This is a genomic window from Arthrobacter sp. YA7-1 (assembly GCF_025960325.1).
Taxonomy (GTDB): domain Bacteria; phylum Actinomycetota; class Actinomycetes; order Actinomycetales; family Micrococcaceae; genus Arthrobacter; species Arthrobacter bambusae_A.
Map to the genome: position 1 here is coordinate 1,191,500 of NZ_CP110114.1, position 20,848 is coordinate 1,212,347.

A 20,848-nucleotide genomic window follows, 5' to 3' on the forward strand; every position below is an offset into this window, starting at 1 on the left:
ATCCCATCGAAGGAAAAGGAACCACAGTGAAGACTTTGTACATAGCGGAGGCGCTTGCCTCCGGTGAAGGCCGCGAAGGCAGCGCACGCACCAATGACGGCAAGCTGGACGTGACACTCGCCAGCCCGGTGGAACTGGGCGGGAACGGCCAGGGCACCAACCCCGAGCAGCTCTTCGCCGCCGGATACGCCGCATGCTTCCACTCTGCGCTGCGGTTGGTAGGACGGAAGGCCCGCGTGGATCTCAGCGATTCCGCCGTCGCCGCCAAGATCCACTTCGGTGCCCTGGAAGATCGTGAAGGCTACGGACTCGCCGCCGAACTCGAGATCGCACTGCCCGCGCTCGACCGGGAAACCGCCGAGCAGCTCGTGGCCAAGGCCCACCAGATCTGCCCCTACTCCAACGCGACCCGCGGGAACATCGCCGTCGACATCAAGCTCGTGGAGGTGGCTGCATGAGCGCCGCACTTCCCACACGCACCCGCGAAATCCAGCTGGCGTCCCGTCCGCAGGGACGCCCGGCCACCGCGGACTTCCGCTTGGCCGAGTCCGATCTGCCGGAGCTTCAGGACGGCCAGATCCTGGTACGCAACGAGTTCATGTCCGTCGATCCCTACATGCGCGGCCGAATGAATGACGCGAAGTCCTATTCGGCGCCTTTCCAGCTCGACGCAGCGCTCGACGGCGGTGCGGTGGGTGAGGTGATCGCGTCCCGTTCCGAGGCGCTCAAGGTGGGCGACGTCGTCGTGCACCAGCTCGGCTGGCGCGAATATTCCGTTGTGGATGCGGCAAGCGCGATGCCGGTTCCGGGCGGCCTGGCGCCGACGTCGGCGTTCCTCGGAGCGCTTGGCATGACGGGCCTGACGGCGTATGCCGGGCTGCTTAAGGTGGCCGAGTTCAAGGCCGGTGACGTCGTCTTCGTTTCCGGTGCCGCAGGCGCGGTAGGTTCGATTGTCGGCCAGGTCGCCAAGGCGATGGGCGCCTCCAAGGTGATCGGCAGCGCCGGCTCTCCGGAGAAGGTGGCGCGCCTGCTGGAACTCGGCTTCGATGCGGCCTTCGACTATCACGATGGTCCCGTGGTGGAGCAGCTTCGTGAGGCCGCGGGGGAGCGGGGCATCGATGTCTATTTTGACAACGTAGGCGGCGAACACTTGGAGGCCGCCCTCGCAGTCCTCACTGTGGGTGGACGTGTCGCAATGTGCGGCGCCATTTCGCAGTACAACTCCACCGAGCCCACGCCGGGCCCGCGGAACCTGGCCGTGGCCATCGGGAAGCAATTGACCCTTCGCGGCTTCCTCGTCAGCGGCCAGCGCCAGCACGCGGCGGAGTTCGGCGGGAAGATGGCCGGATGGCTGGCCGACGGGACGGTCCGCTACGACGAGACGATCATTGACGGACTGGAAAACGCGCCACAGGCTTTCATCGACCTCCTGGACGGAGCCAACACAGGCAAGATGCTCGTACGCCTTGGTGAGCGGGCATCCTAGGACCGTTGGCTGGGAGTTCCACTACTGCTTGGTAACAAAAGCCCAACAATCTTCGGGTTGTTGGGCTTTTGTGTTAGCCGGGTGTGTTCAATCCCACTAAAGTTGAGCCATCAGTGCGCCCCAGGCGCAGTGCTGCGAAGCATCAGTGAAAACAGAATTTCAGACTCGAGTTTTCGAAACGGACACTCATTGACCGACTGTCGTAGCATCAATAACTTTCTTCCTGGAGGAAAATTGAAGCAATCACTGCGTGCCACCCTAAAGCGCGGTTCATTTGCAGGCGTCGCAACTGCGGGCGCCGCTGCACTTTTGCTGGCAGGCTGCGGTAGCGCACCGTCTGCGTCAAGCTCGGGCAGCGCCACCAAGTCGGACTACACCGCATGCATGGTGTCCGACTCGGGCGGCTTCGATGACAAGTCGTTCAACCAGTCGGGCTACGAAGGCCTTCAGGCTGCGGCCAAGGACCTGAACATCCAGGAGAAGCACGTCCAGTCCAAGGCTGACACGGACTACGACCCCAACCTCCGTTCCATGGTCCAGCAAGGGTGCAAGCTGACGGTCACGGTCGGCTTCCTCCTGGGCGATGCCACGAAGAACATCGCGACGGCGAACCCGAACAGCCACTTCGCCATCATCGACTACTCGGACCCCACCTTCCCGAAGAACGTCAAGCCGATTGTCTATGACACGGCCCAGGCCGCTTTCCTCGCCGGGTACCTCGCCGCCGGCACCTCCAAGACGGGCAAGGTTGCCACGTTCGGTGGCCTCAACATCCCCACCGTCAGCATCTTCATGGACGGATTCTCCGACGGCGTGAAGTACTACAACCAGAAGAAGGGCAAGTCCGTCCAGCTGCTCGGCTGGGACAAGGACAAGCAGGACGGAACCTTCGTCGGCGACTTCAAGCAGGTCGACAAGGGCAAGGTCCTTACCCAGGGATTCCTGGACCAGGGCGCAGACGTCATCCTTCCCGTCGCCGGTCCGGTGGGAGCGGGCGCCGGAAGCGCGATCCTTGATGCCAAGGCAAAGGGCACGGACGCAAAGCTGATCTGGGTCGACTCGGACGGCTACCTGACCGCGCCCGCCTACAAGTCGGTCATCCTGACCTCGGTCCAGAAGACCATGGCGACTGCCGTCGAAACCGTCATCAAGTCCGACAAGGACGGCAAGTTCGATCCCAGCCCGTACGTCGGCACGCTCGATAATGGAGGCGTGGCACTCGCCCCGTTCCATGATCTCGACTCCGCAGTTCCGGCTGACATGAAAAGCGATCTTGACCAGTTGAAGAAGGACATCATCTCCGGCGCTGTCAAGGTCGAATCGAAGTCCAGCCCCAAGTAATAATCCGGGCTAAACCGCGTCGCGCTGCCCTTCAGCCGAGTTTTGGCGGAAGGGCAGCGCGTTCTGCGTTGCCCTCAATTTGCTCTTCGACACCCCGTGGCCGAGCACTATGCTGGGAGCACGGTGATGACGAGGAGCCATCCTTTATAGATGGGTTGGAGTTTTGAAACTCGAACTGAAAGGGATCACGAAGCGCTTCGGATCCCTCGTAGCCAATGACCACATCGATCTGGTGGTTGAACCCGGCCAAGTCCATTGCCTCCTGGGCGAAAACGGTGCCGGTAAATCCACCCTGATGAATGTCCTTTACGGACTCTACGATCCCAGCGAGGGCGAAATCCTGGTTGACGGCAAGCCGGTGGTCTTCAAGGGCCCCGGCGATGCCATGGCGGCCGGGATTGGAATGGTCCACCAGCACTTCATGCTGATTCCGGTGTTCACCGTGGCCGAGAATGTCGCGTTGGGAAACGAAGCCACCAAGGCAGCCGGCTTCCTGAACCTGGATGAAACCCGCCGCAAGATCTCCGAGATTTCCAAGCAGTACGGATTCCACGTCGATCCCGATGCCCTCGTGGAAGACCTGCCCGTGGGCGTGCAGCAGCGGGTCGAGATCATCAAGGCGCTGGTGCGCGACGCCGAAGTCCTGATTCTCGATGAACCGACCGCGGTTCTGACTCCGCAGGAAACCGATGAGCTTCTGGACATCATCCGGCAGCTCAAGGCCGCCGGAAAATCAATTGTCTTCATTTCGCACAAGCTGCGTGAGGTCAAGGAAATTTCGGACATCATCACGGTGATCCGGCGAGGGAAAGTGGTGGGCTCGGCTGACCCCTCCGCCTCCCCGACCGAACTCGCCTCGGCGATGGTGGGCCGGGCAGTCAGCCTGACCCTGGAAAAGAAGCCTGCCCAACCGGGCGAGGCGACGTTCAAGGTCCGCGACCTGACCGTTGTCGACCACAATGGCCAGCACGTCGTGGACGGCCTGAGTTTCGACATCGCCAAGGGTGAAGTGCTGGCCATCGCCGGTGTCCAAGGCAACGGCCAGACGGAGCTCACGGAAGCCATCCTCGGCGTCCAGCCGCACGTCACCGGGTCCATCGTCCTGGACGGCGTCGAACTGCTCGGCAAGAGCGTCAAGCAGGTCCTTTCCGCCGGCGTCGGGTTTGTCCCCGAGGACCGCAAGATCGACGGACTGGTGGGAACGTTCTCCATTTCCGAGAACATGGTCCTGGACCTTTACGACAAGCCTCCGTTTGCCCAAGGCATCGGCATGAAGCCGGCATTGATTGCTTCCCACGCGGAGAAGAAGGTCGAAGAGTTCGATGTCCGGACGCCGTCGATCGACGTCGCCGTGGGCACGCTCTCCGGCGGCAACCAGCAAAAGGTGGTTCTGGCCAGGGAGCTGTCCAGGCCCTTGAGGCTCTTCATCGCATCGCAACCCACCCGGGGCCTCGACGTCGGCTCCATCGAATTCGTGCACAAACGGGTCATCGCCGAACGGGACAACGGAACTCCCGTGATGATCGTTTCCACGGAACTCGACGAAGTACTCGAACTCGCTGACCGGATCGCCGTTCTCTACCGGGGAAAGCTCGTCGGGATCGTTCCCGCCGGCACCTCGCGCGATGTGCTGGGCTTGATGATGGCAGGCGTTCCGGAACATGAGGCAGAACTGACTGCACACAAGACCCTCGAGGGAGGAACACATGTCTGAGTCCAACGCCCCTCGACAGGAAAACGACGTCGAGCCGGAGCGCCCGGAGACATTGGACGACGAGGTCGTCCTGGATCTCGCGCTTGACACGGCCGACGGTGCCATGGCGCCGTCGGTCATTCCGGCCACCAGCCAGGGCGGGCAGATCCCGCACGCCGCCGGTGGTTCGGTCTTCCGGCAGATCGTGACCGGAAACGCCATGGTCTCGGTGTTGTCCGTGGTCCTCGCGATTGTGCTCGGCGGAATCCTGATGGCCGTGACCAACCCCAAAGTGGCCGAAACGGCGGGCTATTTCTTCGCGCGGCCGGGGGACATGCTCACCGAAGTCTTCAGGCCCTACGTGGCGCTCGTCCAGGGGTCGATCTTCAACTGGGCCGGTGCCGACACCGCAGCCCAGCTGTACCCGATCACTGAAACCCTGACGGTCTCAACGCCCCTGATCCTGGCAGGACTCGGCGTGGCCTTGGCCTTCCGTGCGGGACTGTTCAACATCGGCGCGCAAGGCCAGATCATTTTTGGCGCACTGTTCGGCGCCTACGTGGGATTCACCTGGCATTTGCCTTTCCTGGTTCACCTGCTGCTCGTCATCGTTGCCGGATTCGTCGGCGGCGCGGTGTGGGGCGGCGTCGTCGGCCTCCTCAAAGCCCGGACCGGGGCGCATGAGGTCATCGTGACCATCATGCTGAACTACATCGCCAACTTCCTGCTCCTGTTCCTCCTCACAACTCCGGCCTTCCAGCGAAAGGGTTCAACCAACCCGATCTCGCCCTTCCTGGACCAGTCGGCACTGTTTCCGGAGTTGCTTGGGCCCCAGTTCAGGCTCCACGCAGGCTTCCTCCTGGCCGTGCTCGCGACGGTTTTCGTGTGGTGGCTCCTGAAGCGTTCCACGCTCGGCTTTGAATTCCGGGCCGTGGGCGCCAACCAGAGCGCGGCACGCACGGCCGGAATCAACGTTCCCCGCGCCGTGATCCTCGTGATGGCGATCGCGGGCGCGCTTGCGGGCCTGGCCGGCATTGCGCAGGTATCCGGAACGGAGAAATACCTCAGCGGAGGCGTCGCCGCTTCCATCGGATTCGACGCCATCACGGTCGCGTTGCTGGGCCGTTCGACGCCGTGGGGAACCTTCTTCGCGGGGCTCCTGTTCGGCGCCTTCCGTGCGGGAGGCGTCGCGATGCAGGCTGAGACCCAGACCCCCATCGACATTGTCTTGGTCATCCAGTCCCTGATCGTCCTGTTCATCGCGGCACCGCCGCTGGTGCGCGCGATCTTCGGACTGAACCCGCGGAAAAAGAAGAAGGCCACTGGCGGCCCCGGCTCCGGAACCATGCCCTCCGGAAAAATCGAGAGCGGAGCTGCAACAGCATGAGCACCACAACAACTCAGTCCGGCGGTGGCACACCCGCCGGTAACGCCCCTGCGCGCCCGGGGAAGACGGGTGCCACGGAGCTGGTGAGCTGGAAGGCCGGAATCGGACTGTCCCTGCTCGCAATCCTGGGCACCGTGCTGTTCGGGTTCATGTCCGATTCGAAGTCGGCGGGCTTCGGCATTGCCGAGGCGGCCAATGAAGCAGCCTCCAGTGTTGCCGCGTTGGTCACGTTCATCCTGGCGCTGCTGCTTTCGGTCGGCCTCGGATATATGTGGTTCGCCCGCCGTCGTTCAGGCCGCGCCTCGGGCTCGGCTTCAGTTCCGGGTTGGTTGCCGCCATCCACCGTCGCCGCCGTGGTGGTCCTTGGACTCGCCGCGCTGGGAGTGGCGAAGGTTTCCAAGATCACGCTTCCTTCCGCGGCCATCGGCTGGATCGCCTCGGTGATTCTCCTGGGCCTGGCCGGCTACACGGTGTACCTGACACAGGCGAAGAAGGCCACCCCCCGCTGGGTAGGCGGTACGTTTGCCGCAGTGTTCCTCATCGGGTTCATGGTCTGGATCGTGGCTGGCGGAAACGGCGATGAGCCGTCCATCTCGCTCGCCGGACTGATCGCAGGATCCGTCACCCTGGCCGTGCCGCTGGTCTTCGGATCCCTGTCCGGCGTCCTGTGCGAACGCGTCGGCGTGGTCAACATCGCCATCGAAGGGCAGCTCCTGCTGGGAGCGTTTTCCGCGGCCGTTGTTGCCACGGTGACGCACAATGTCTACGCCGGGCTGGTCGCGGCTGCCGTAGCCGGGGCGCTTGTTTCCTTGGTCCTGGCCGTGGTCAGCATCAAGTACCTCGTCAACCAGATCATCGTCGGCGTCGTGCTCAACGTCCTCATCAGTGGCCTGACGAGCTTCCTCTTTTCCACGCTGCTGACGGCTGACCCGGATGGGCTCAACAAGCCGGGGCGCTTGCCTCCCGTGGACATTCCCTTCCTGTCCGATATCCCCATCATCGGCCCCATCCTGTTCCACCAGTCCCTCGTGGGCTATTTGATGTACATCGCCGTGATCGTGGTTTACCTCGGCCTCTTCCACACCAAGTGGGGACTGCGCGTGAGGGCCGTCGGGGAGCACCCGCAGGCGGCCGACACCGTGGGCATCAACGTCAACCGGACCCGTTTCTGGAACGTGCTCATGGGTGGTGCGATCGCGGGCATTGGCGGCTCGTTCTTCACGCTCGTATCCGTGGATGCCTTCAGCAAGGACATGTCGGGTGGCCGCGGGTACATCGCCCTGGCGGCGCTGATCTTCGGGCGCTGGAACCCGATCGGCGCCTTCTTGGCTGCGTTGCTGTTCGGCTTCGCGGACAACCTCCAGAGCGTCATCACCATCATCGGATCGCCCGTGCCGAGCCAGTTCATGGCCATGCTGCCTTACGCCCTCACGGTCTTCGCCGTCGCTGGACTGGTGGGCAGGTCCCGACCGCCGGCGGCAAGCGGCATACCGTACGTCAAGGGCTGACCGTGGCGGATACCGAAGTGGACTGGGCGGTCCTCGAGGCCGCCGCGGTCGCCGCCATGGGGAAGGCGTACGCTCCCTATTCGAAGTTCCCGGTGGGGGCCGCTGCCCTCACCGAGGACGGACGGATCGTGAGCGGCTGCAACGTGGAGAACGCCAGCTACGGACTCACCCTGTGCGCCGAGTGTGCCCTCGTGGGAGACCTCCACATGGGTGGCGGCGGCAGGTTGCGGGCGTTCTATTGCGTCGACGCGAAGGGCAATGTCCTCATGCCGTGTGGCCGTTGCAGGCAATTGCTCTATGAATTCCGGGCACCCGGCATGCAACTCATGACCACGCAGGGCATCAAGACCATGGACCAAGTGCTGCCGGATGCATTCGGTCCCGACAACCTGGAGGAGAACCTGTGACACAGACTGAAGCGTTTGATGCCGTCCAGATCATCAGCATCAAGCGGGACAAGGGCACACTGAGCCCGGAGCAGATTGACTGGACCATCGATGCCTACACCCGTGGCGTCATCGCCGACGAGCAGATGGCGGCCCTGAACATGGCCATCCTGCTCAACGGGATGGATCGTGCCGAGATCTCCCGCTGGACCGAGGCGATGATCGCCTCGGGCGAGCGGATGGACTTCTCCAGCCTTCGGCGTCCCGACGGCGGCGTGAAGGCCACCACCGACAAACACTCCACCGGGGGTGTCGGGGACAAGATCACGCTTCCGCTGGCGCCGTTGGTCGCAGTCTTCGGGGTGGCCGTTCCCCAGCTTTCCGGCAGGGGACTGGGCCACACGGGCGGCACGCTTGACAAGCTCGAAGCCATTCCCGGGTGGCGGGCGAACCTGAGCAACGAGGAAATCCTTGCCCAGCTGCAGGACGTGGGTGCGGTCATCTGCGCCGCCGGCACGGGCTTGGCTCCGGCGGACAAGAAGCTCTACGCCTTGCGCGACGTGACGGGCACAGTGGAAGCCATTCCCTTGATTGCGTCGTCCATCATGAGCAAGAAGATCGCCGAAGGCACGGGCTCCCTCGTGCTCGATGTGAAGGTCGGGTCCGGGGCGTTCATGAAGGACGAAGCCCGTGCCCGCGAGCTGGCCGAAACCATGGTGGCCCTAGGCAAGGACGCGGGCGTCAACACCGTGGCCCTCCTGACCAACATGGGCACCCCGCTGGGCTTGACTGCGGGCAACGCCATCGAGGTGGAGGAATCGGTGGAGGTGCTTGCGGGCGGCGGTCCGGAAGACGTCGTGGAACTGACCGTCAGGCTCGCCGAAGAAATGCTCGCCTGCGCCGGAGTGCCCGATGCCGACCCCGCGGCCGCCCTGAAGGACGGCCGCGCTATGGACGTCTGGAACCGGATGATTGAAGCCCAGGGCGGGGATCCGCGCGCCGCCCTGCCCGTTGCGAAGGAATCCGAGGTCATCGCGGCTCCGGCAGACGGAGTCCTGGTGGAGCTCGATGCGTTGTCCGTGGGCGTGGCCGCGTGGCGCCTCGGCGCCGGTCGTGCGCGGAAGGAAGACATCGTCCAGGCCGGTGCGGGGGTACGGATGCACGCCAAACCAGGTGCCTTGGTCCGCGCAGGGGAGCCACTCATGACCCTCCTGACCGACACTCCGGAAAAGTTCGAAAGGGCAAAGGAAGCCCTGGAAGGTGCCGTGCTCATCGCGCCGGAAGGCTCACGGCCGGCGCAACGGCTCATCATCGACCGGATCTCGTAGCTGTTGTTCTCCCGGGCATTTTCGGATGCCCGGGAGACAATCCCCGCGGCCATTCGTTGGGAAGACCGTGCAGGCGATCAACGACTTCATCCTCTCGGCAGCCGGGCAGCCTTGGGTCTTGCTTCTGGTTTTTGCCTGCTGCGTGATCGACGGTTTCTTCCCGCCCATCCCGAGCGAGTCGGTGGTGGTGGGACTCGCGGCCGTTTCGGCGACGGCTGGGACGCCCAACACGTGGCTGCTGATCCTGGTGGGCGCCCTCGGGGCATTCACGGGCGACAATATCGCCTATGCGATCGGCCGCAGGATAGGTGTCCACCGTTGGGGGTGGATGCGTTCACCAAGGATGCAAAGCGCCTTTCGCTGGGCCGGGCGCGAACTCCGACGCCGGGCCGCGTCACTGATCATGGTGGCCCGGTTCGTCCCCATCGGCCGCGTGGCGGTCAACCTCACAGCCGGTGCAACCGGATTTCCGCGCCGCGTTTTTGTGGCCCTCACGGCCATGTCCGCCATTCTGTGGGCCAGTTACTCGGTGGCCATCGGATTGTTCTTCGGCCAGTGGTTCGAGCACAACCACCTGCTCGGGGCGACCATCGCGATCGTCGCGGCCGTCATCCTCGGAATCATCGTGGACCGGATCATCAGCAAAGTCCGCGGGGCCACGCCGATCACTGAAGAGGACGAAGAGACCGGGGAGCCCGAGGAGGAAGCCGTCATGTGAGACGGGGTGGCCAAGGCGGCGCCGCCTCCTCCCTGGGTATGACTCACATGGGACCGGAAGATCCGTCCACAGGGGGATGCTTCCATTCCACCTTTCGAGCTAGCCTTAAATTGTGTTCTTCCCCGGCTGGGGCGTAGCGAACGAGGTCCCGGCCATGGGACACTGGATAGCGATCTGTGTCGCGCAACCGCGTGACTTTCCTTGAGGAGCAATGCCTGCGTGGAATTCATGAACCACATGCTCGAGCATGCCGCCGGGCAACCGTGGATCTACCCGGTGCTCCTGGTTTTCTTTTTCATCGACGGCTTTGCCACGATCCTTCCCAGCGAGACGGCCATCGTCGGGCTCTCGGCCCTTGCGATGCACCGCGGCGAGCCCAACCTGTGGCTCCTCGGCGCCACCGCGCTGGTCGGGGCCATGGCCGGTGACAACATGGCCTACATGCTGGGCCGCAAGATCGGCCTGGACCGCTGGAAATGGATGCGCAAGCCCAAGGTCCAGAAGATGTTCGCCTGGGCACACTACGAGCTGGACAAACGCGGCGCCGTGCTCATCTTCACGGCCCGGTACATCCCTTGGGGCCGCGTCGCGGTGAACTACGTCGCCGGACAGACCGGATTCCGCCACAAGACCTTCTTCTTCCTGGATGCCTTCGCCTGCTTCACGTGGGTTGTCTATTCGATCGGCGTCGGATCACTCGCCGGCCACTGGGTGCACAACAACCCGCTCCTTGGCGTGGGGATTGCCGTGGCATTCGCCGTGGTACTCGGCGTCATCGTGGACCACACCTTGCGTTGGTGGCACAAGCACCTCGAGAAGAAGGACGCGGAGAAGAAAGAATCAGCTTCCGCGGAAGCAGCCGCAGCAGACGAAGGGACCGCGATTAACGCGGCGGCCGGCGTCGAGCGCTCACACCCTGCTGGCTAAGCTTCTTCCGTCCCCCTAGAGTTGAGACGTGACTGAGCCTATTGTTGATGCCGCCCCTGCCCTTGATTTCGACCTGAAGAGCCTGCCGAAGGTTTCCCTTCACGATCACCTGGACGGGGGACTGCGCCCGGCCACCATCATCGAGCTGGCGGAGGCCGTCGGCCACACCCTTCCCTCCACGGATCCCGTAGCGCTGGGCCAGTGGTTCCGTGAGTCCGCGGATTCAGGTTCCCTGGTCCGCTACCTCGAAACCTTCGACCACACGATTGCCGTCATGCAGACCAAGGAAGGCCTGGCGCGCGTCGCCAAGGAGTTCGTTGAGGACCTCGCGGACGACGGCGTCGTGTACGGCGAGATCCGTTGGGCACCTGAGCAGCACCTGCAGAAGGGCCTCACCCTGGACGAGGTCGTGGACGCGGTCCAGGAAGGGCTCGACGCCGGCGTGGACGCCGTTGAGGAGTCCGGCCGCCAGATCCAGGTGGGCCAGCTCATCACGGCGATGCGCCACGCGGACCGCGGCCAGGAAATTGCCGAGCTCGCCGTGCGCCACCGCTACAACGGAGCCGTCGGCTTCGACATCGCCGGAGCCGAGGACGGCTTCCTGCCGTCCCGCTTCAAGGACGCTTTCACCTACCTGGCCGAGCACAATTTTCCGGCTACCGTGCACGCCGGCGAAGCCGCAGGCCTGGAAAGCATCCAGTCCGCACTCGTGGACGGCCGGGCCCTGCGCCTGGGCCACGGCGTGCGTATCGCCGAGGACATCTCGGTTGAATTCGAGGACGCCGAAGGCGAAGAAGCCGACGACGACGCCGAGGACACCATCGGCATGGTCACGTTGGGTGAGGTGGCCGGCTGGGTCCGCGATCGCGGGATTGCGCTGGAAATCTGCCCCTCGTCCAACCTGCAGACCGGCGCCATCGCGAACTTCGGCGAAGGCATCGAGAACCACCCGCTGGACATGCTGTACCAGCTGGGCTTCAACGTCACCATCAACACGGACAACCGGCTCATGAGCGGCGTGACCCTCACGGACGAGTTCGAGCTTCTCGTGGAGACCTTCGACTACGATCTCGACGACCTCCTCGAATTGACCCTCAACGCGGCCGAGTCGTCGTTCTTGCCGCTGGACGAAAAAGAAGCGTTGGTGGAGTACATCAACGACGCCTACGCCAACCTTGGCTGAACAAAGCCCTGCAGGCGCGGTTGGGGAGCTGCTGGGGAAGATAGCCTCTTTGCGGGAGCACTGCCCGTGGATGGGGGCGCTGACCCACGAATCCCTCGTCGAGTACCTGATCGAGGAAGCGTACGAAGTGGTCGACTCGATCGAAGCCGGCGCGGCCGGCACCGACACGGCCGACGAACTCCGCGGCGAGCTGGGTGACGTGCTGCTCCAAGTAGTGCTGCACGCCCGGCTCGCCGAGGAACGCGGCCAGTTCACCTTCGACGACGTCGCCCGCACCATCACGGAAAAGATGGTGCGGCGAAATCCGCACGTCTTCAGGCCTGAAGGATCCTTGCAGGATTCCTTCCCGGCCACCGTGGAGGAGATCGTCGAAAAATGGGACGCCGTGAAGAAGGCCGAAAAGCCCGGGCGTTCGGATCCTTTCGAAGGCATCCCGCCGCACCTTCCTGCCCTCGCCCTGGCGCAAAAGTCGCTTGAGCGCGCCGATCGTGCCAAGCGCGCCGAGCGTTCGGGCGGCCCGGAGCGCAGATGCCGACCCGTCGCGGCGGCGGAGGTTCCCGACTCCGAAGCTGCGCTTGGAGACTTGCTGCTCGCCGTCGTCGCGGGCTCACGGGCGAAGGGTTTCGACGCCGAACGGGCCCTGCGCGCTGCGGTCCGCCGCTACCAGGGCCGCGACGGCGATGCCACAAAACGTGAGGGGTCCGACGCTGTTCCGTAACCTTGGCCCGTCTCGACTAGGCTAGTGGCGACGAGGACGTCGAGAATTTCCCTCAAGATTCCCAGTAAATCGCTTCACCATAAGGAGCAGTCCATGGCGCTTATCGATGCCATCCACGCCCGCGAGATCCTTGATTCCCGCGGAAACCCGACAGTAGAAGTTGAAGTTCTGCTTTCCGATGGCCAGATCGGCCGCGCGGCAGTTCCCTCCGGTGCTTCCACCGGCGAGCACGAAGCCGTTGAACTGCGTGACGGCGACAAGGGCCGTTACCTCGGCAAGGGCGTCCAGAAGGCCGTTGACGCGGTCATCGACGAAATCGCCCCGGCCTTGATCGGCTTCGACGCCACGGACCAGCGCAGCATCGACCAGGCCATGATCGACCTCGACGGCACCCCGAACAAGGGCAAGCTCGGCGCCAACGCCATCCTCGGCGTTTCCCTCGCGGTGGCCAACGCAGCCGCCGCCTCCGCGGACCTGCCGTTGTACAAGTACCTGGGCGGCCCGAACGCCCACGTCCTGCCCGTCCCGCTGATGAACATCCTCAACGGTGGCTCCCACGCCGACTCCGACGTCGACATCCAGGAATTCATGATCGCCCCGATCGGCGCGGAGACTTTCTCCGAAGGCCTGCGCTGGGGCGTTGAGGTCTACCACAACCTCAAGTCGGTCCTGCAGGCCAAGGGCCTCTCCACCGGCCTCGGCGACGAAGGCGGCTTCGCTCCGAACCTGCCGTCCAACCGCGCTGCGCTGGACCTGATCCAGGAAGCCATCAAGAACGCCGGCTACACCCCGGGCAAGGACATCGCCCTCGCGCTGGACGTCGCCTCGTCCGAGTTCTACAAGGACGGCGCCTACCAGTTCGAAGGCAAGGCACTCTCGGCCACCGAAATGAGCGCCTACTACGCCGAACTCGTTGCCGACTACCCGCTGGTCTCCATCGAAGACCCGCTGGACGAAAACGACTGGGAAGGCTGGAAGACCCTTACCGACACCATCGGTGACAAGGTCCAGCTGGTCGGCGACGACCTCTTCGTGACCAACCCGGTCCGCCTGCAGCAGGGCATCGACTCCGCCACGGCCAACTCCCTGCTCGTGAAGGTCAACCAGATCGGTTCCCTGACCGAAACCTTGGATGCCGTTTCCCTGGCCCAGCGCTCGGGCTACACCACCATCACCTCGCACCGCTCCGGCGAAACCGAGGACACCACCATTGCTGACATCGCGGTTGCCACCAACGCGGGCCAGATCAAGACCGGTGCCCCGGCCCGCTCCGAGCGCGTCGCCAAATACAACCAGCTGCTGCGCATCGAAGAAGAACTCGACGACGCCGCTCGCTACGCCGGCCGCAGCGCGTTCCCGCGTTTCAAGGGCTAGTATCCGCTGAAACAGCTGACCGGTGGCTATGGTGGAAAGACCATAGCCACCGGTTCTGTTTAACGAAATGTGCGAGCACTTCGGCAAACCGCAGGCTCCGTGAGGCACACAACGCGCAGCAACCCGCCAGGCAAGCACCAGGCATTACAGGAGTGTCATGGCCACCCGCCGCCCCAAGGTCCCCCGGGCCGATGCCCTCGGCCGTTCGCCCCAGAAGAACCCCGACAGCGGCCATGTCATCCGCGCCGACTTCGGCGAGTCCCGCAAGGCAACCGCGCCCCAACAGGAAGTTCACGCCGGGTCCAGGGCGCCGTCCAATGCCACAGCCGAAGGCAGCGCCCAAAGCAAGGGCCAGTCCGGCACAAAGGGCGGAGCTGCCCCGAAACCGGGACGTCCGCATGGGGGCGGGCCGGGAAGCTTGCCGGTTGTCGGCAAGGCGTCCGGCAAAACGTCCGGGGCTGGCTCCACCCACCAGGACAAGGACCACGGCGCGCGGCCGGTGCCCGCGAAGGCGTTCTCCGGCCGCATGCTTGCCCTCGCCGTGGTGATGATAGCGATCACCATCATGCTCGCGCCCACGGTCAAGATCTGGTTGGAGAAAAAGGCTGAAATCTCGGGCCTGGAAGCCGATATTGCGAGCAAGCAGGCCGAGCAAGCCAGCCTCCAGAAGCAGATCACGCGGTGGCAGGACCCCAACTACGTGAAACAACAAGCCCGGGACCGCATTAACATGGTTATGCCGGGTGAAGCAGGCTACTGGGTGTTTGGTGGAGACGTTCCCGCCGGGACACCCGGTGGAAGCACCAGCTCAGGGGCTTCCGGAAGCCCGTCCAATCTGCCGTGGGTGGATGGGCTATGGGAATCCATCAGGCGCTCGGCAACAGACTAGATGCGGTGCCCGCCGCCGTCGCGCCCTGACGGGCGCGACCAAACAGGGCAGGAAGGATGGCAGCGCCAGTGGAAGAGACCTCGGCACCTGCATCGCAGGAGTCACGCAAGCCATCAGCACACGATCTCGAAATCCTCAGCCGCCAGCTCGGGCGGCCGGTGCGCGACGTCGTCGAAATCCCGGCGCGCTGCGTGTGCGGCAACCCGTTGGTCGCCGCGACGGCTCCGCGGTTGAGCAACGGCACTCCGTTTCCGACGACGTTCTACTTGACGCACCCCGTCATCACCGCAGCCGTGTCGCGCCTGGAGGCCGGCGGGCTCATGAATGAGATGAACGAACGGCTCACCGCGGACGGGCCTTTGGCTGCGGCTTACAGGGGCGCCCACGAGGCCTATCTCCAGGCGCGTGACGAGATTGCCGGACGTGCCGGTACCGGGGACGTCCCCGAGATCGCCGGCATCTCTGCCGGCGGCATGCCCACCCGCGTGAAGTGCCTGCACGTCCTGGTTGGCCACTCCCTGGCGGCCGGTCCCGGCGTCAATCCGCTCGGCGACGAGGCCATCGAGGCGATCAGCGAATGGTGGACCGCGGACCGCTGCTATTGCGACGGCGCGTGGGACAGCGCAGGGGAGGCCCCGTCCAGGGACCTCAGCCGCCACGGACCGCAGGGCCTGCCGGACATCGTGGGCCGTCCCGCACCTGTCCGCAAATCCACGTCCTCCCACGGAGCACAAGCGTCCGCGGAGTCGGTCGCAGGGGAGCGCAACGCATGAACCGGGTAGCCGCCATCGATTGTGGCACCAATTCGATCCGCCTACTCATTGCGGATTCCAACGGCGCGGGAACAGGGTCTCCGTTGCGGGACATCGTCCGTGAGATGCGCGTCGTTCGCCTCGGCCAAGGGGTTGACGCCACCGGCGAGCTTGCTCCCGAGGCGCTCGAACGCACCTTCGCGGCAACCGCGGACTACGCCGAGCTGATCCGCCGTCATGATGCCCGGGGCGTCCGTTTCGTGGCGACCTCTGCCAGCCGCGACGCCCGCAACCGGGACGTCTTCGTTGACGGGATCCGGGAGCTGCTGGGCGTCGAACCCGAGGTCATCTCCGGCGACGAAGAAGCCGCGCTGTCCTTCGCGGGTGCAAGCAGCGTGCTTCCATCACGCGGCAAGGATCCGGTGCTGGTGGTTGACCTCGGCGGCGGAAGCACCGAGTTCGTCCTCGGCGACTCCGACGGCGTCATTGCCGCCAAATCCGTCGACATCGGCTGCGTGCGCTTGACTGAACGGCACCTCCGCAGCGATCCTCCGACGCCGGAGCAGATCGCCGCAGCGGAAGCCGACGTCGACGCAGCCATTGATCTCGTCGCCCGCACGGTCCCGCTGGGCCGGGCCACCGCCGTCGTCGGCGTTGCCGGAACCGTCACCACCATCACGGCGCACGCCCTGGGCCTGGGCGAGTACGATCCCGCACTGATCCACGGTGCCAGCCTGGACCTGGAGACCATCAGCAAGGCCGCCACGAGCCTGCTGGAAATGAGCCGCGAAGAGCGTGCCCTGCTGCCCTACATGCACCCCGGACGTGTTGACGTCATCGGAGCCGGAGCCCTCGTCTGGCGCCGCATCCTCCAGCGTTGGGCCGAGCCCGGAAACGGCTCCATCACAGCGGCCATCTCCAGCGAGCATGACATCCTCGACGGCATCGCGCTGAGTATCCGCTCATGATGGGTGTCCGCTAAAGATGGGTATCCGCTGATGACGTTGCCACACGGTTGGCGCCGCCGCGCGGCATCGGCCGCGCTGGCCGCCATGCTGGCCGGGGGAAGCCTTGCGGGGGCCCTTGTCGCCGCGCCCTCGGCGTTCGCCGACTCGTGGCGGGACAAGGAATACTGGCTCACCGAGTACGGCATCACCGCCGCCTGGCAGGTATCCAAGGGCGCGGGCGTGAAGGTGGCCATCATCGACAGCGGGGTGGACGGACAACACCCCGATCTCAAAGGTGCGGTGGTTGGCGGAACCGACGCTTCCGGCGCGGGCGATCCGAACGGGCAGAAGAGCATCGGGGCCAAACCCGAGCACGGAACCCTCGTGGCCACGCTCCTTGCCGGGCGTGGACACGCTGCTCCCAACCCGTCGGCCTCCCCGTCGTCGTCTCCGTCGCCAGGTTCCGGCGTCGGCACCGACGGAATCGTGGGCGTAGCCCCCGAGGCCCAGATCCTGTCGGTTTCCGCTTGGCTCGGTTCACCGAACCCGGCGGGCAAGACGGACCAGGAACAGATTCCCGAAGCTGTCCGGTGGGCCGTGGACAACGGCGCCAAGGTCATCAATATTTCCCTCGGCAGCACCTCGCCGGATTGGCCCCAAAGCTGGGACGCGGCATTCCTCTATGCCGAACAAAAGGACGTGGTGATCGTGGCCGCGGCGGGCAACCGGATCGGCGGCAACGTCCAGGTGGGCGCCCCCGCCACGATTCCAGGCGTCCTGACAGTGGCAGGACTCGACCGGAACCGCATGGCCAGCGTGGATGCTTCATCGCAGGGAATCAGCATCGGCGTCTCGGCGCCCGCGGAAAAGCTGGTGGGGGGCCTGCCCGGGGGGAGCTACGAGGATTGGGCAGGCACATCGGGTTCCGCGCCGATTGTCTCCGGCGTTGCGGCGCTCATCCGCTCGAAATGGCCTGATATGAGCGCCAAGCAGGTCATCAACAGGATAGTGTCCACGGCCGTGGATGCCGGCGCGCCCGGCAAGGACCCGATCTACGGCTACGGCATCCTCAACGCCGAGGCGGCCCTGAAAGCCGATGTGCCGGAGGTGACGAGTAATCCGGTGGGATCCATTGCAGACTGGATCAGGGTCCACCGACGCGGGGACCTCAGCAGCCCCACGCCGCAGGCTGCGTCGTCGCCGAGCATCCCCGCGGCGACCTTGGCCGATCCCACTGTTCCCGTCGCCAAGGCGCCCTCGCAGCCCGACACAGCCGTTCCGGCGGCTGTGGTGATCGGCTTCGGTTCGCTCTTCGTGGCGATCGTTGCGGGCGCCTCCGTCCAATTGAGGCGCGCCTACCGGACGTCCCCCGAACTGCCCGACGGGCCCCCGACCGGCGTGGTGGACGTCGTGGACCAGGGCGGCCCGAAATAGCCCCCGGCGCAGGTGCGTAGCTTCGGGAAATAGTTAGTGAAGATTTTCACAAGGTGCTGTACTCTATTCTTATGGCAACCACCCCTGAGCTCATTGACCGTCCCCGTGTTCTCGTTGTCGGCGGCGGATACGTCGGCCTGTACGTAGCACTCAAGCTGCAGAAGAAGATCGCGAACGCCGGCGGCATCGTCACCGTCGTCGATCCTCTTCCCTACATGACCTACCAGCCCTTCCTCCCCGAGGTGGCAGGCGGCAACATCGAGGCACGCCACGCCGTCATCTCGCACCGCCAGCACCTCAAGCAGACGGAACTCATCCAGGGCCGCGTCACCAGCATCGACCACCAGAACCGCACCGCCGTTGTTGCTCCGGCCGACGGTGGAGACAACTTCGAGATCCCTTACTTCGACGTCGTGGTTGCCGCCGGTGCCATTACCCGCACCTTCCCCATCAAGGGCCTGGCGGACGAAGGCATTGGCCTGAAGACCATCGAAGAAGCGGTCGCCCTGCGAAACAAGGTGCTTGAGCGCATCGAGGTCGCCTCCACGATGACCGACGCCGCCGAGCGCGCCAAGGCCCTGACCTTCGTGGTGGTGGGTGGCGGTTTCGCCGGTATCGAGTGCATCACCGAGATGGAAGACCTCGCCCGCGCTGCCGTCAAGAACAACCCGCGCATCCGCCAGGAGGAAGTCCGCTTCGTCCTGGTCGAAGCCATGGGCCGCATCATGCCCGAGGTCACCGCAGCCCAGGCCGAGTGGGTTGTGGGACACCTCCGCAGCCGCGGCATCGAGGTCCTGCTCAACACCTCCCTCGACAACGCAGAGGGCAGCCTCAAGCTCATCAACCTGCCGGACAAGACCCCTGCCCAGGAGTTCGAAGCCGACACCCTCGTGTGGACCGCCGGCGTGCAGGCCAACCCGATGATCCGTTCCACCGACTTCCCGCTCGAGCCGCGCGGACGCGTCCGCGTCCTCCCGGACCTGCGGATCGCTGGCGACGAAGGCATCATCGACAACGCCTGGGCCGCCGGCGACATCGCCGCGGTTCCGGACCTCACGGGCAGCGGCCTGCCGGACGGCACCTGTGTTCCGAACGCCCAGCACGCCCTTCGCCAGGCCAAGCGCCTCGCCAAGAACCTGTGGGCCTCCCGCTGGGACAAGCCAATGGGTGACTACAAGCACAAGAACCTCGGTGCGGTCGCCGGCTTCGGCGAGTGGAAGGGCGTTGCCAACATCAACCTCCTGGGCCGCATCGGCCTCAAGGGCGGGCTCGCCTGGCTGGCACACCGCGGCTACCACGGCTTGGCGATCCCCACCGGTGAGCGCAAGGTCCGCGTGATCTTCAACTGGATCCTTGGCATGACCATGGGCCGCGACACCACGCAGCTGCTGGACCTCGACAACCCGCGCGGAGCCTTCGTTGCCGCGGCCACCCCGGCTCCCAAGCCGGCCGCCGCACCCGCACCTTCCGAAGCCAAGGCTCCGGTCACGGCTGACGCCAAGTAGCAGCACCTCAAGCAGTCCCGCCGACGGCGGCCATCTCCCACGCGGGAGGCGGCCGCCGTCGTCGTTTTATTCCTCGTGCCTTGCCGTCCGGTCCGCGGCGGCGGTTCGGCATCTCCGCGACGCCGGGTCCTAGACTTGCAGCATGGCTGGCGAAAGCGATCTGACCACCCTCCTGAGATCCATGCATCCCGTGATTCGGGAGGGCGACTACGTCTACGCTTTGTGGCCGCACGGCAGACCGCTTGAAGGCAATATCGAAGCCGCTGTCCGCGAAGCGGAAGGCCTCACCGTGGTACTGCGGCGGGAGGAAGCCAGCCGCCTGGGGCTGTCCTACGATTTCGTGGCCGCGTGGATCACTCTTCAAATCCACTCCGCGCTGGAAGCCGTGGGGCTCACCGCGGCAGTCAGCTCCGCCCTGACGGCGGCCGGCATCAGCTGCAACGTCCTCGCCGGGTTCCATCACGACCACCTTTTGGTTCCGTCCACTGAGCGGCGGCACGCCATGGAAGTGCTGGAGCTGCTGGGCCAAGGCGTAGTGCTGCGGACGGAGCGGCCGGCGGACCGCGAGTCGGTGCTGGCGCTCACGGCGGCCGCGTTTTCCACGAGCGCGGTCACCGGATTGCCCGTCGAAGGAGTCCCGGCCGAAGTGAAGCTGCTGACGGAACTGTTCGACTCCGATGAGTACCTGCAGGAGTTCAGCATCGTGGCGGAGATGGGCGGGGAAATCGTAGGCCACGTCATCTGCACCCGCGGCAGGGTCGGAGAACTCCGGCTCTTGGGACTGGGCCCCATCAGCGTCCAGCCGCACCTCCAGCGGCGTGGCATCGGATCTGCGCTTTTGCGGGAAACGGCCCGGCGGGCCGAGGAGGCGGGGGAGCCGGGCATCGCCCTGCTGGGCAGCACCGAGTACTACCCTCGCTTCGGATTTCTTCCCGCCCGCAAGCTGGGCGTGTCGGCCCCCGACGCAGGGTGGGGAGACCATTTCCAGCTCTTGCCCCTCAAAGCATGGCCCGACGGCGCCAGCGGAACCTTTCGTTATGCCGCGCCCTTCCAAGCGCGGTAGGAGGCCAAAAGAGGGGAGTGCGCTGGGTTACCATTATCCGGGCGCCCCAGTAGCCCAATTGGCAGAGGCAGCGGACTTAAAATCCGCATGTTGTGGGTTCGAGTCCCACCTGGGGCACGCACGAGAAATGCGGGCCGCGCCACCTTCTTTGTTTGCGCCAAGCTGTGCCGTGACAAGGATTTAACCCCGCGTTCACGGGAAGAGCTCTC

Annotated in this window: 19 protein-coding genes and 1 tRNA gene; all 20 read left to right on the plus strand. The window is 65.0% G+C overall.

Annotated elements, in window-relative coordinates:
• The first annotated feature begins 26 nt into the window (after positions 1–26).
• The 20 genes from OIT41_RS05615 (at position 27) to OIT41_RS05710 (ending at position 20,756) form a co-directional block, all read left to right on the plus strand.
• A complete protein-coding gene (locus OIT41_RS05615) occupies positions 27–458 on the plus strand; it encodes an organic hydroperoxide resistance protein (protein ID WP_078105983.1) in 432 nt (143 codons plus the stop codon).
• Positions 455–1,486 carry an NADP-dependent oxidoreductase gene (locus tag OIT41_RS05620; RefSeq protein ID WP_264637539.1) on the plus strand — a complete coding sequence of 344 codons (1,032 nt, stop codon included), beginning with the start codon at positions 455–457 and terminating at the stop codon, positions 1,484–1,486. The genes OIT41_RS05615 and OIT41_RS05620 overlap by 4 nt, the downstream gene beginning before the upstream one ends.
• 234 nt (positions 1,487–1,720) lie before the next feature.
• Positions 1,721–2,827 carry a BMP family lipoprotein gene (locus tag OIT41_RS05625; protein WP_171983400.1) on the plus strand — a complete coding sequence of 369 codons (1,107 nt, stop codon included), beginning with the start codon at positions 1,721–1,723 and terminating at the stop codon, positions 2,825–2,827.
• 163 nt (positions 2,828–2,990) lie between these two features.
• The gene (locus OIT41_RS05630; RefSeq protein ID WP_241709467.1) at positions 2,991–4,541 is read left to right on the plus strand and encodes an ABC transporter ATP-binding protein; all 1,551 of its coding nucleotides are present in this window, start codon (positions 2,991–2,993) and stop codon (positions 4,539–4,541) included.
• Complete coding sequence (locus OIT41_RS05635) at positions 4,534–5,907, plus strand: ABC transporter permease (protein WP_413542308.1); 1,374 nt, start codon at positions 4,534–4,536, stop codon at positions 5,905–5,907. The genes OIT41_RS05630 and OIT41_RS05635 overlap by 8 nt, the downstream gene beginning before the upstream one ends.
• A gap of 269 nt (positions 5,908–6,176) precedes the next feature.
• Entirely contained in the window at positions 6,177–7,415 is a 1,239-nt protein-coding gene (locus OIT41_RS05640) for an ABC transporter permease (RefSeq protein ID WP_370873915.1), read from the plus strand.
• Positions 7,416–7,471: 56 nt separating this feature from the next.
• Entirely contained in the window at positions 7,472–7,822 is a 351-nt protein-coding gene (locus OIT41_RS05645) for a cytidine deaminase (protein ID WP_242598809.1), read from the plus strand.
• Positions 7,819–9,129, plus strand: coding sequence for a thymidine phosphorylase (locus OIT41_RS05650; RefSeq protein ID WP_264637540.1), 1,311 nt, complete (start codon positions 7,819–7,821; stop codon positions 9,127–9,129). The genes OIT41_RS05645 and OIT41_RS05650 overlap by 4 nt, the downstream gene beginning before the upstream one ends.
• Positions 9,130–9,196: 67 nt before the next feature.
• Positions 9,197–9,847: a DedA family protein gene (locus OIT41_RS05655; protein ID WP_264637541.1), complete on the plus strand. Its 651-nt coding sequence runs from the start codon at positions 9,197–9,199 to the stop codon at positions 9,845–9,847.
• A gap of 237 nt (positions 9,848–10,084) precedes the next feature.
• A complete protein-coding gene (locus OIT41_RS05660) occupies positions 10,085–10,774 on the plus strand; it encodes a DedA family protein (protein ID WP_242598812.1) in 690 nt (229 codons plus the stop codon).
• 28 nt (positions 10,775–10,802) lie between these two features.
• Positions 10,803–11,957 (plus strand): adenosine deaminase, encoded by a 1,155-nt coding sequence (locus OIT41_RS05665; RefSeq protein ID WP_264637542.1) that lies wholly within the window; start codon positions 10,803–10,805, stop codon positions 11,955–11,957.
• Between the two features lie 70 nt (positions 11,958–12,027).
• A complete protein-coding gene (locus tag OIT41_RS05670) occupies positions 12,028–12,675 on the plus strand; it encodes a MazG nucleotide pyrophosphohydrolase domain-containing protein (protein ID WP_264637543.1) in 648 nt (215 codons plus the stop codon).
• Between the two features lie 93 nt (positions 12,676–12,768).
• Entirely contained in the window at positions 12,769–14,049 is a 1,281-nt protein-coding gene (gene eno / locus OIT41_RS05675) for a phosphopyruvate hydratase (protein ID WP_078105972.1), read from the plus strand.
• A gap of 157 nt (positions 14,050–14,206) precedes the next feature.
• Positions 14,207–14,938, plus strand: a complete 732-nt coding sequence (locus OIT41_RS05680) for an FtsB family cell division protein (RefSeq protein WP_264637544.1) — start codon at positions 14,207–14,209, stop codon at positions 14,936–14,938.
• 56 nt (positions 14,939–14,994) lie between these two features.
• On the plus strand, positions 14,995–15,711 hold the full coding sequence (locus OIT41_RS05685; RefSeq protein WP_241709476.1) for a DUF501 domain-containing protein: 717 nt from the start codon (positions 14,995–14,997) through the stop codon (positions 15,709–15,711).
• Entirely contained in the window at positions 15,708–16,658 is a 951-nt protein-coding gene (locus tag OIT41_RS05690; protein ID WP_241709477.1) for a Ppx/GppA phosphatase family protein, read from the plus strand. Before OIT41_RS05685 ends, OIT41_RS05690 begins: the two co-directional genes overlap by 4 nt.
• Positions 16,659–16,688: 30 nt before the next feature.
• Positions 16,689–18,071 carry a S8 family serine peptidase gene (locus OIT41_RS05695; protein ID WP_264637545.1) on the plus strand — a complete coding sequence of 461 codons (1,383 nt, stop codon included), beginning with the start codon at positions 16,689–16,691 and terminating at the stop codon, positions 18,069–18,071.
• Positions 18,072–18,142: 71 nt separating this feature from the next.
• On the plus strand, positions 18,143–19,576 hold the full coding sequence (locus OIT41_RS05700; RefSeq protein WP_264637546.1) for an NAD(P)/FAD-dependent oxidoreductase: 1,434 nt from the start codon (positions 18,143–18,145) through the stop codon (positions 19,574–19,576).
• Positions 19,577–19,718: 142 nt separating this feature from the next.
• Entirely contained in the window at positions 19,719–20,639 is a 921-nt protein-coding gene (locus OIT41_RS05705) for an N-acetyltransferase (RefSeq protein WP_264637547.1), read from the plus strand.
• Between the two features lie 43 nt (positions 20,640–20,682).
• Positions 20,683–20,756: transfer RNA gene (locus OIT41_RS05710), tRNA-Leu, on the plus strand.
• Positions 20,757–20,848 lie beyond the last annotated feature (92 nt).

What these genes read in the sequence shown, in the direction of transcription:
- OIT41_RS05620 (WP_264637539.1), top strand. Translation starts at nt 455, where the DNA reads ATGAGCGCCGCACTTCCCACACGCACCCGCGAAATCCAGCTGGCGTCC.
- OIT41_RS05635 (WP_413542308.1), top strand. Translation starts at nt 4,534, where the DNA reads ATGTCTGAGTCCAACGCCCCTCGACAGGAAAACGACGTCGAGCCGGAG.
- OIT41_RS05640 (WP_370873915.1), top strand. Translation starts at nt 6,177, where the DNA reads ATGTGGTTCGCCCGCCGTCGTTCAGGCCGCGCCTCGGGCTCGGCTTCA.
- OIT41_RS05645 (WP_242598809.1), top strand. Translation starts at nt 7,472, where the DNA reads ATGGGGAAGGCGTACGCTCCCTATTCGAAGTTCCCGGTGGGGGCCGCT.
- OIT41_RS05660 (WP_242598812.1), top strand. Translation starts at nt 10,085, where the DNA reads ATGCTCGAGCATGCCGCCGGGCAACCGTGGATCTACCCGGTGCTCCTG.
- OIT41_RS05670 (WP_264637543.1), top strand. Translation starts at nt 12,028, where the DNA reads ATGGGGGCGCTGACCCACGAATCCCTCGTCGAGTACCTGATCGAGGAA.
- eno (WP_078105972.1), top strand. Translation starts at nt 12,769, where the DNA reads ATGGCGCTTATCGATGCCATCCACGCCCGCGAGATCCTTGATTCCCGC.
- OIT41_RS05680 (WP_264637544.1), top strand. Translation starts at nt 14,207, where the DNA reads ATGGCCACCCGCCGCCCCAAGGTCCCCCGGGCCGATGCCCTCGGCCGT.
- OIT41_RS05685 (WP_241709476.1), top strand. Translation starts at nt 14,995, where the DNA reads ATGGCAGCGCCAGTGGAAGAGACCTCGGCACCTGCATCGCAGGAGTCA.
- OIT41_RS05690 (WP_241709477.1), top strand. Translation starts at nt 15,708, where the DNA reads ATGAACCGGGTAGCCGCCATCGATTGTGGCACCAATTCGATCCGCCTA.
- OIT41_RS05695 (WP_264637545.1), top strand. Translation starts at nt 16,689, where the DNA reads ATGACGTTGCCACACGGTTGGCGCCGCCGCGCGGCATCGGCCGCGCTG.
- OIT41_RS05700 (WP_264637546.1), top strand. Translation starts at nt 18,143, where the DNA reads ATGGCAACCACCCCTGAGCTCATTGACCGTCCCCGTGTTCTCGTTGTC.
- OIT41_RS05705 (WP_264637547.1), top strand. Translation starts at nt 19,719, where the DNA reads ATGGCTGGCGAAAGCGATCTGACCACCCTCCTGAGATCCATGCATCCC.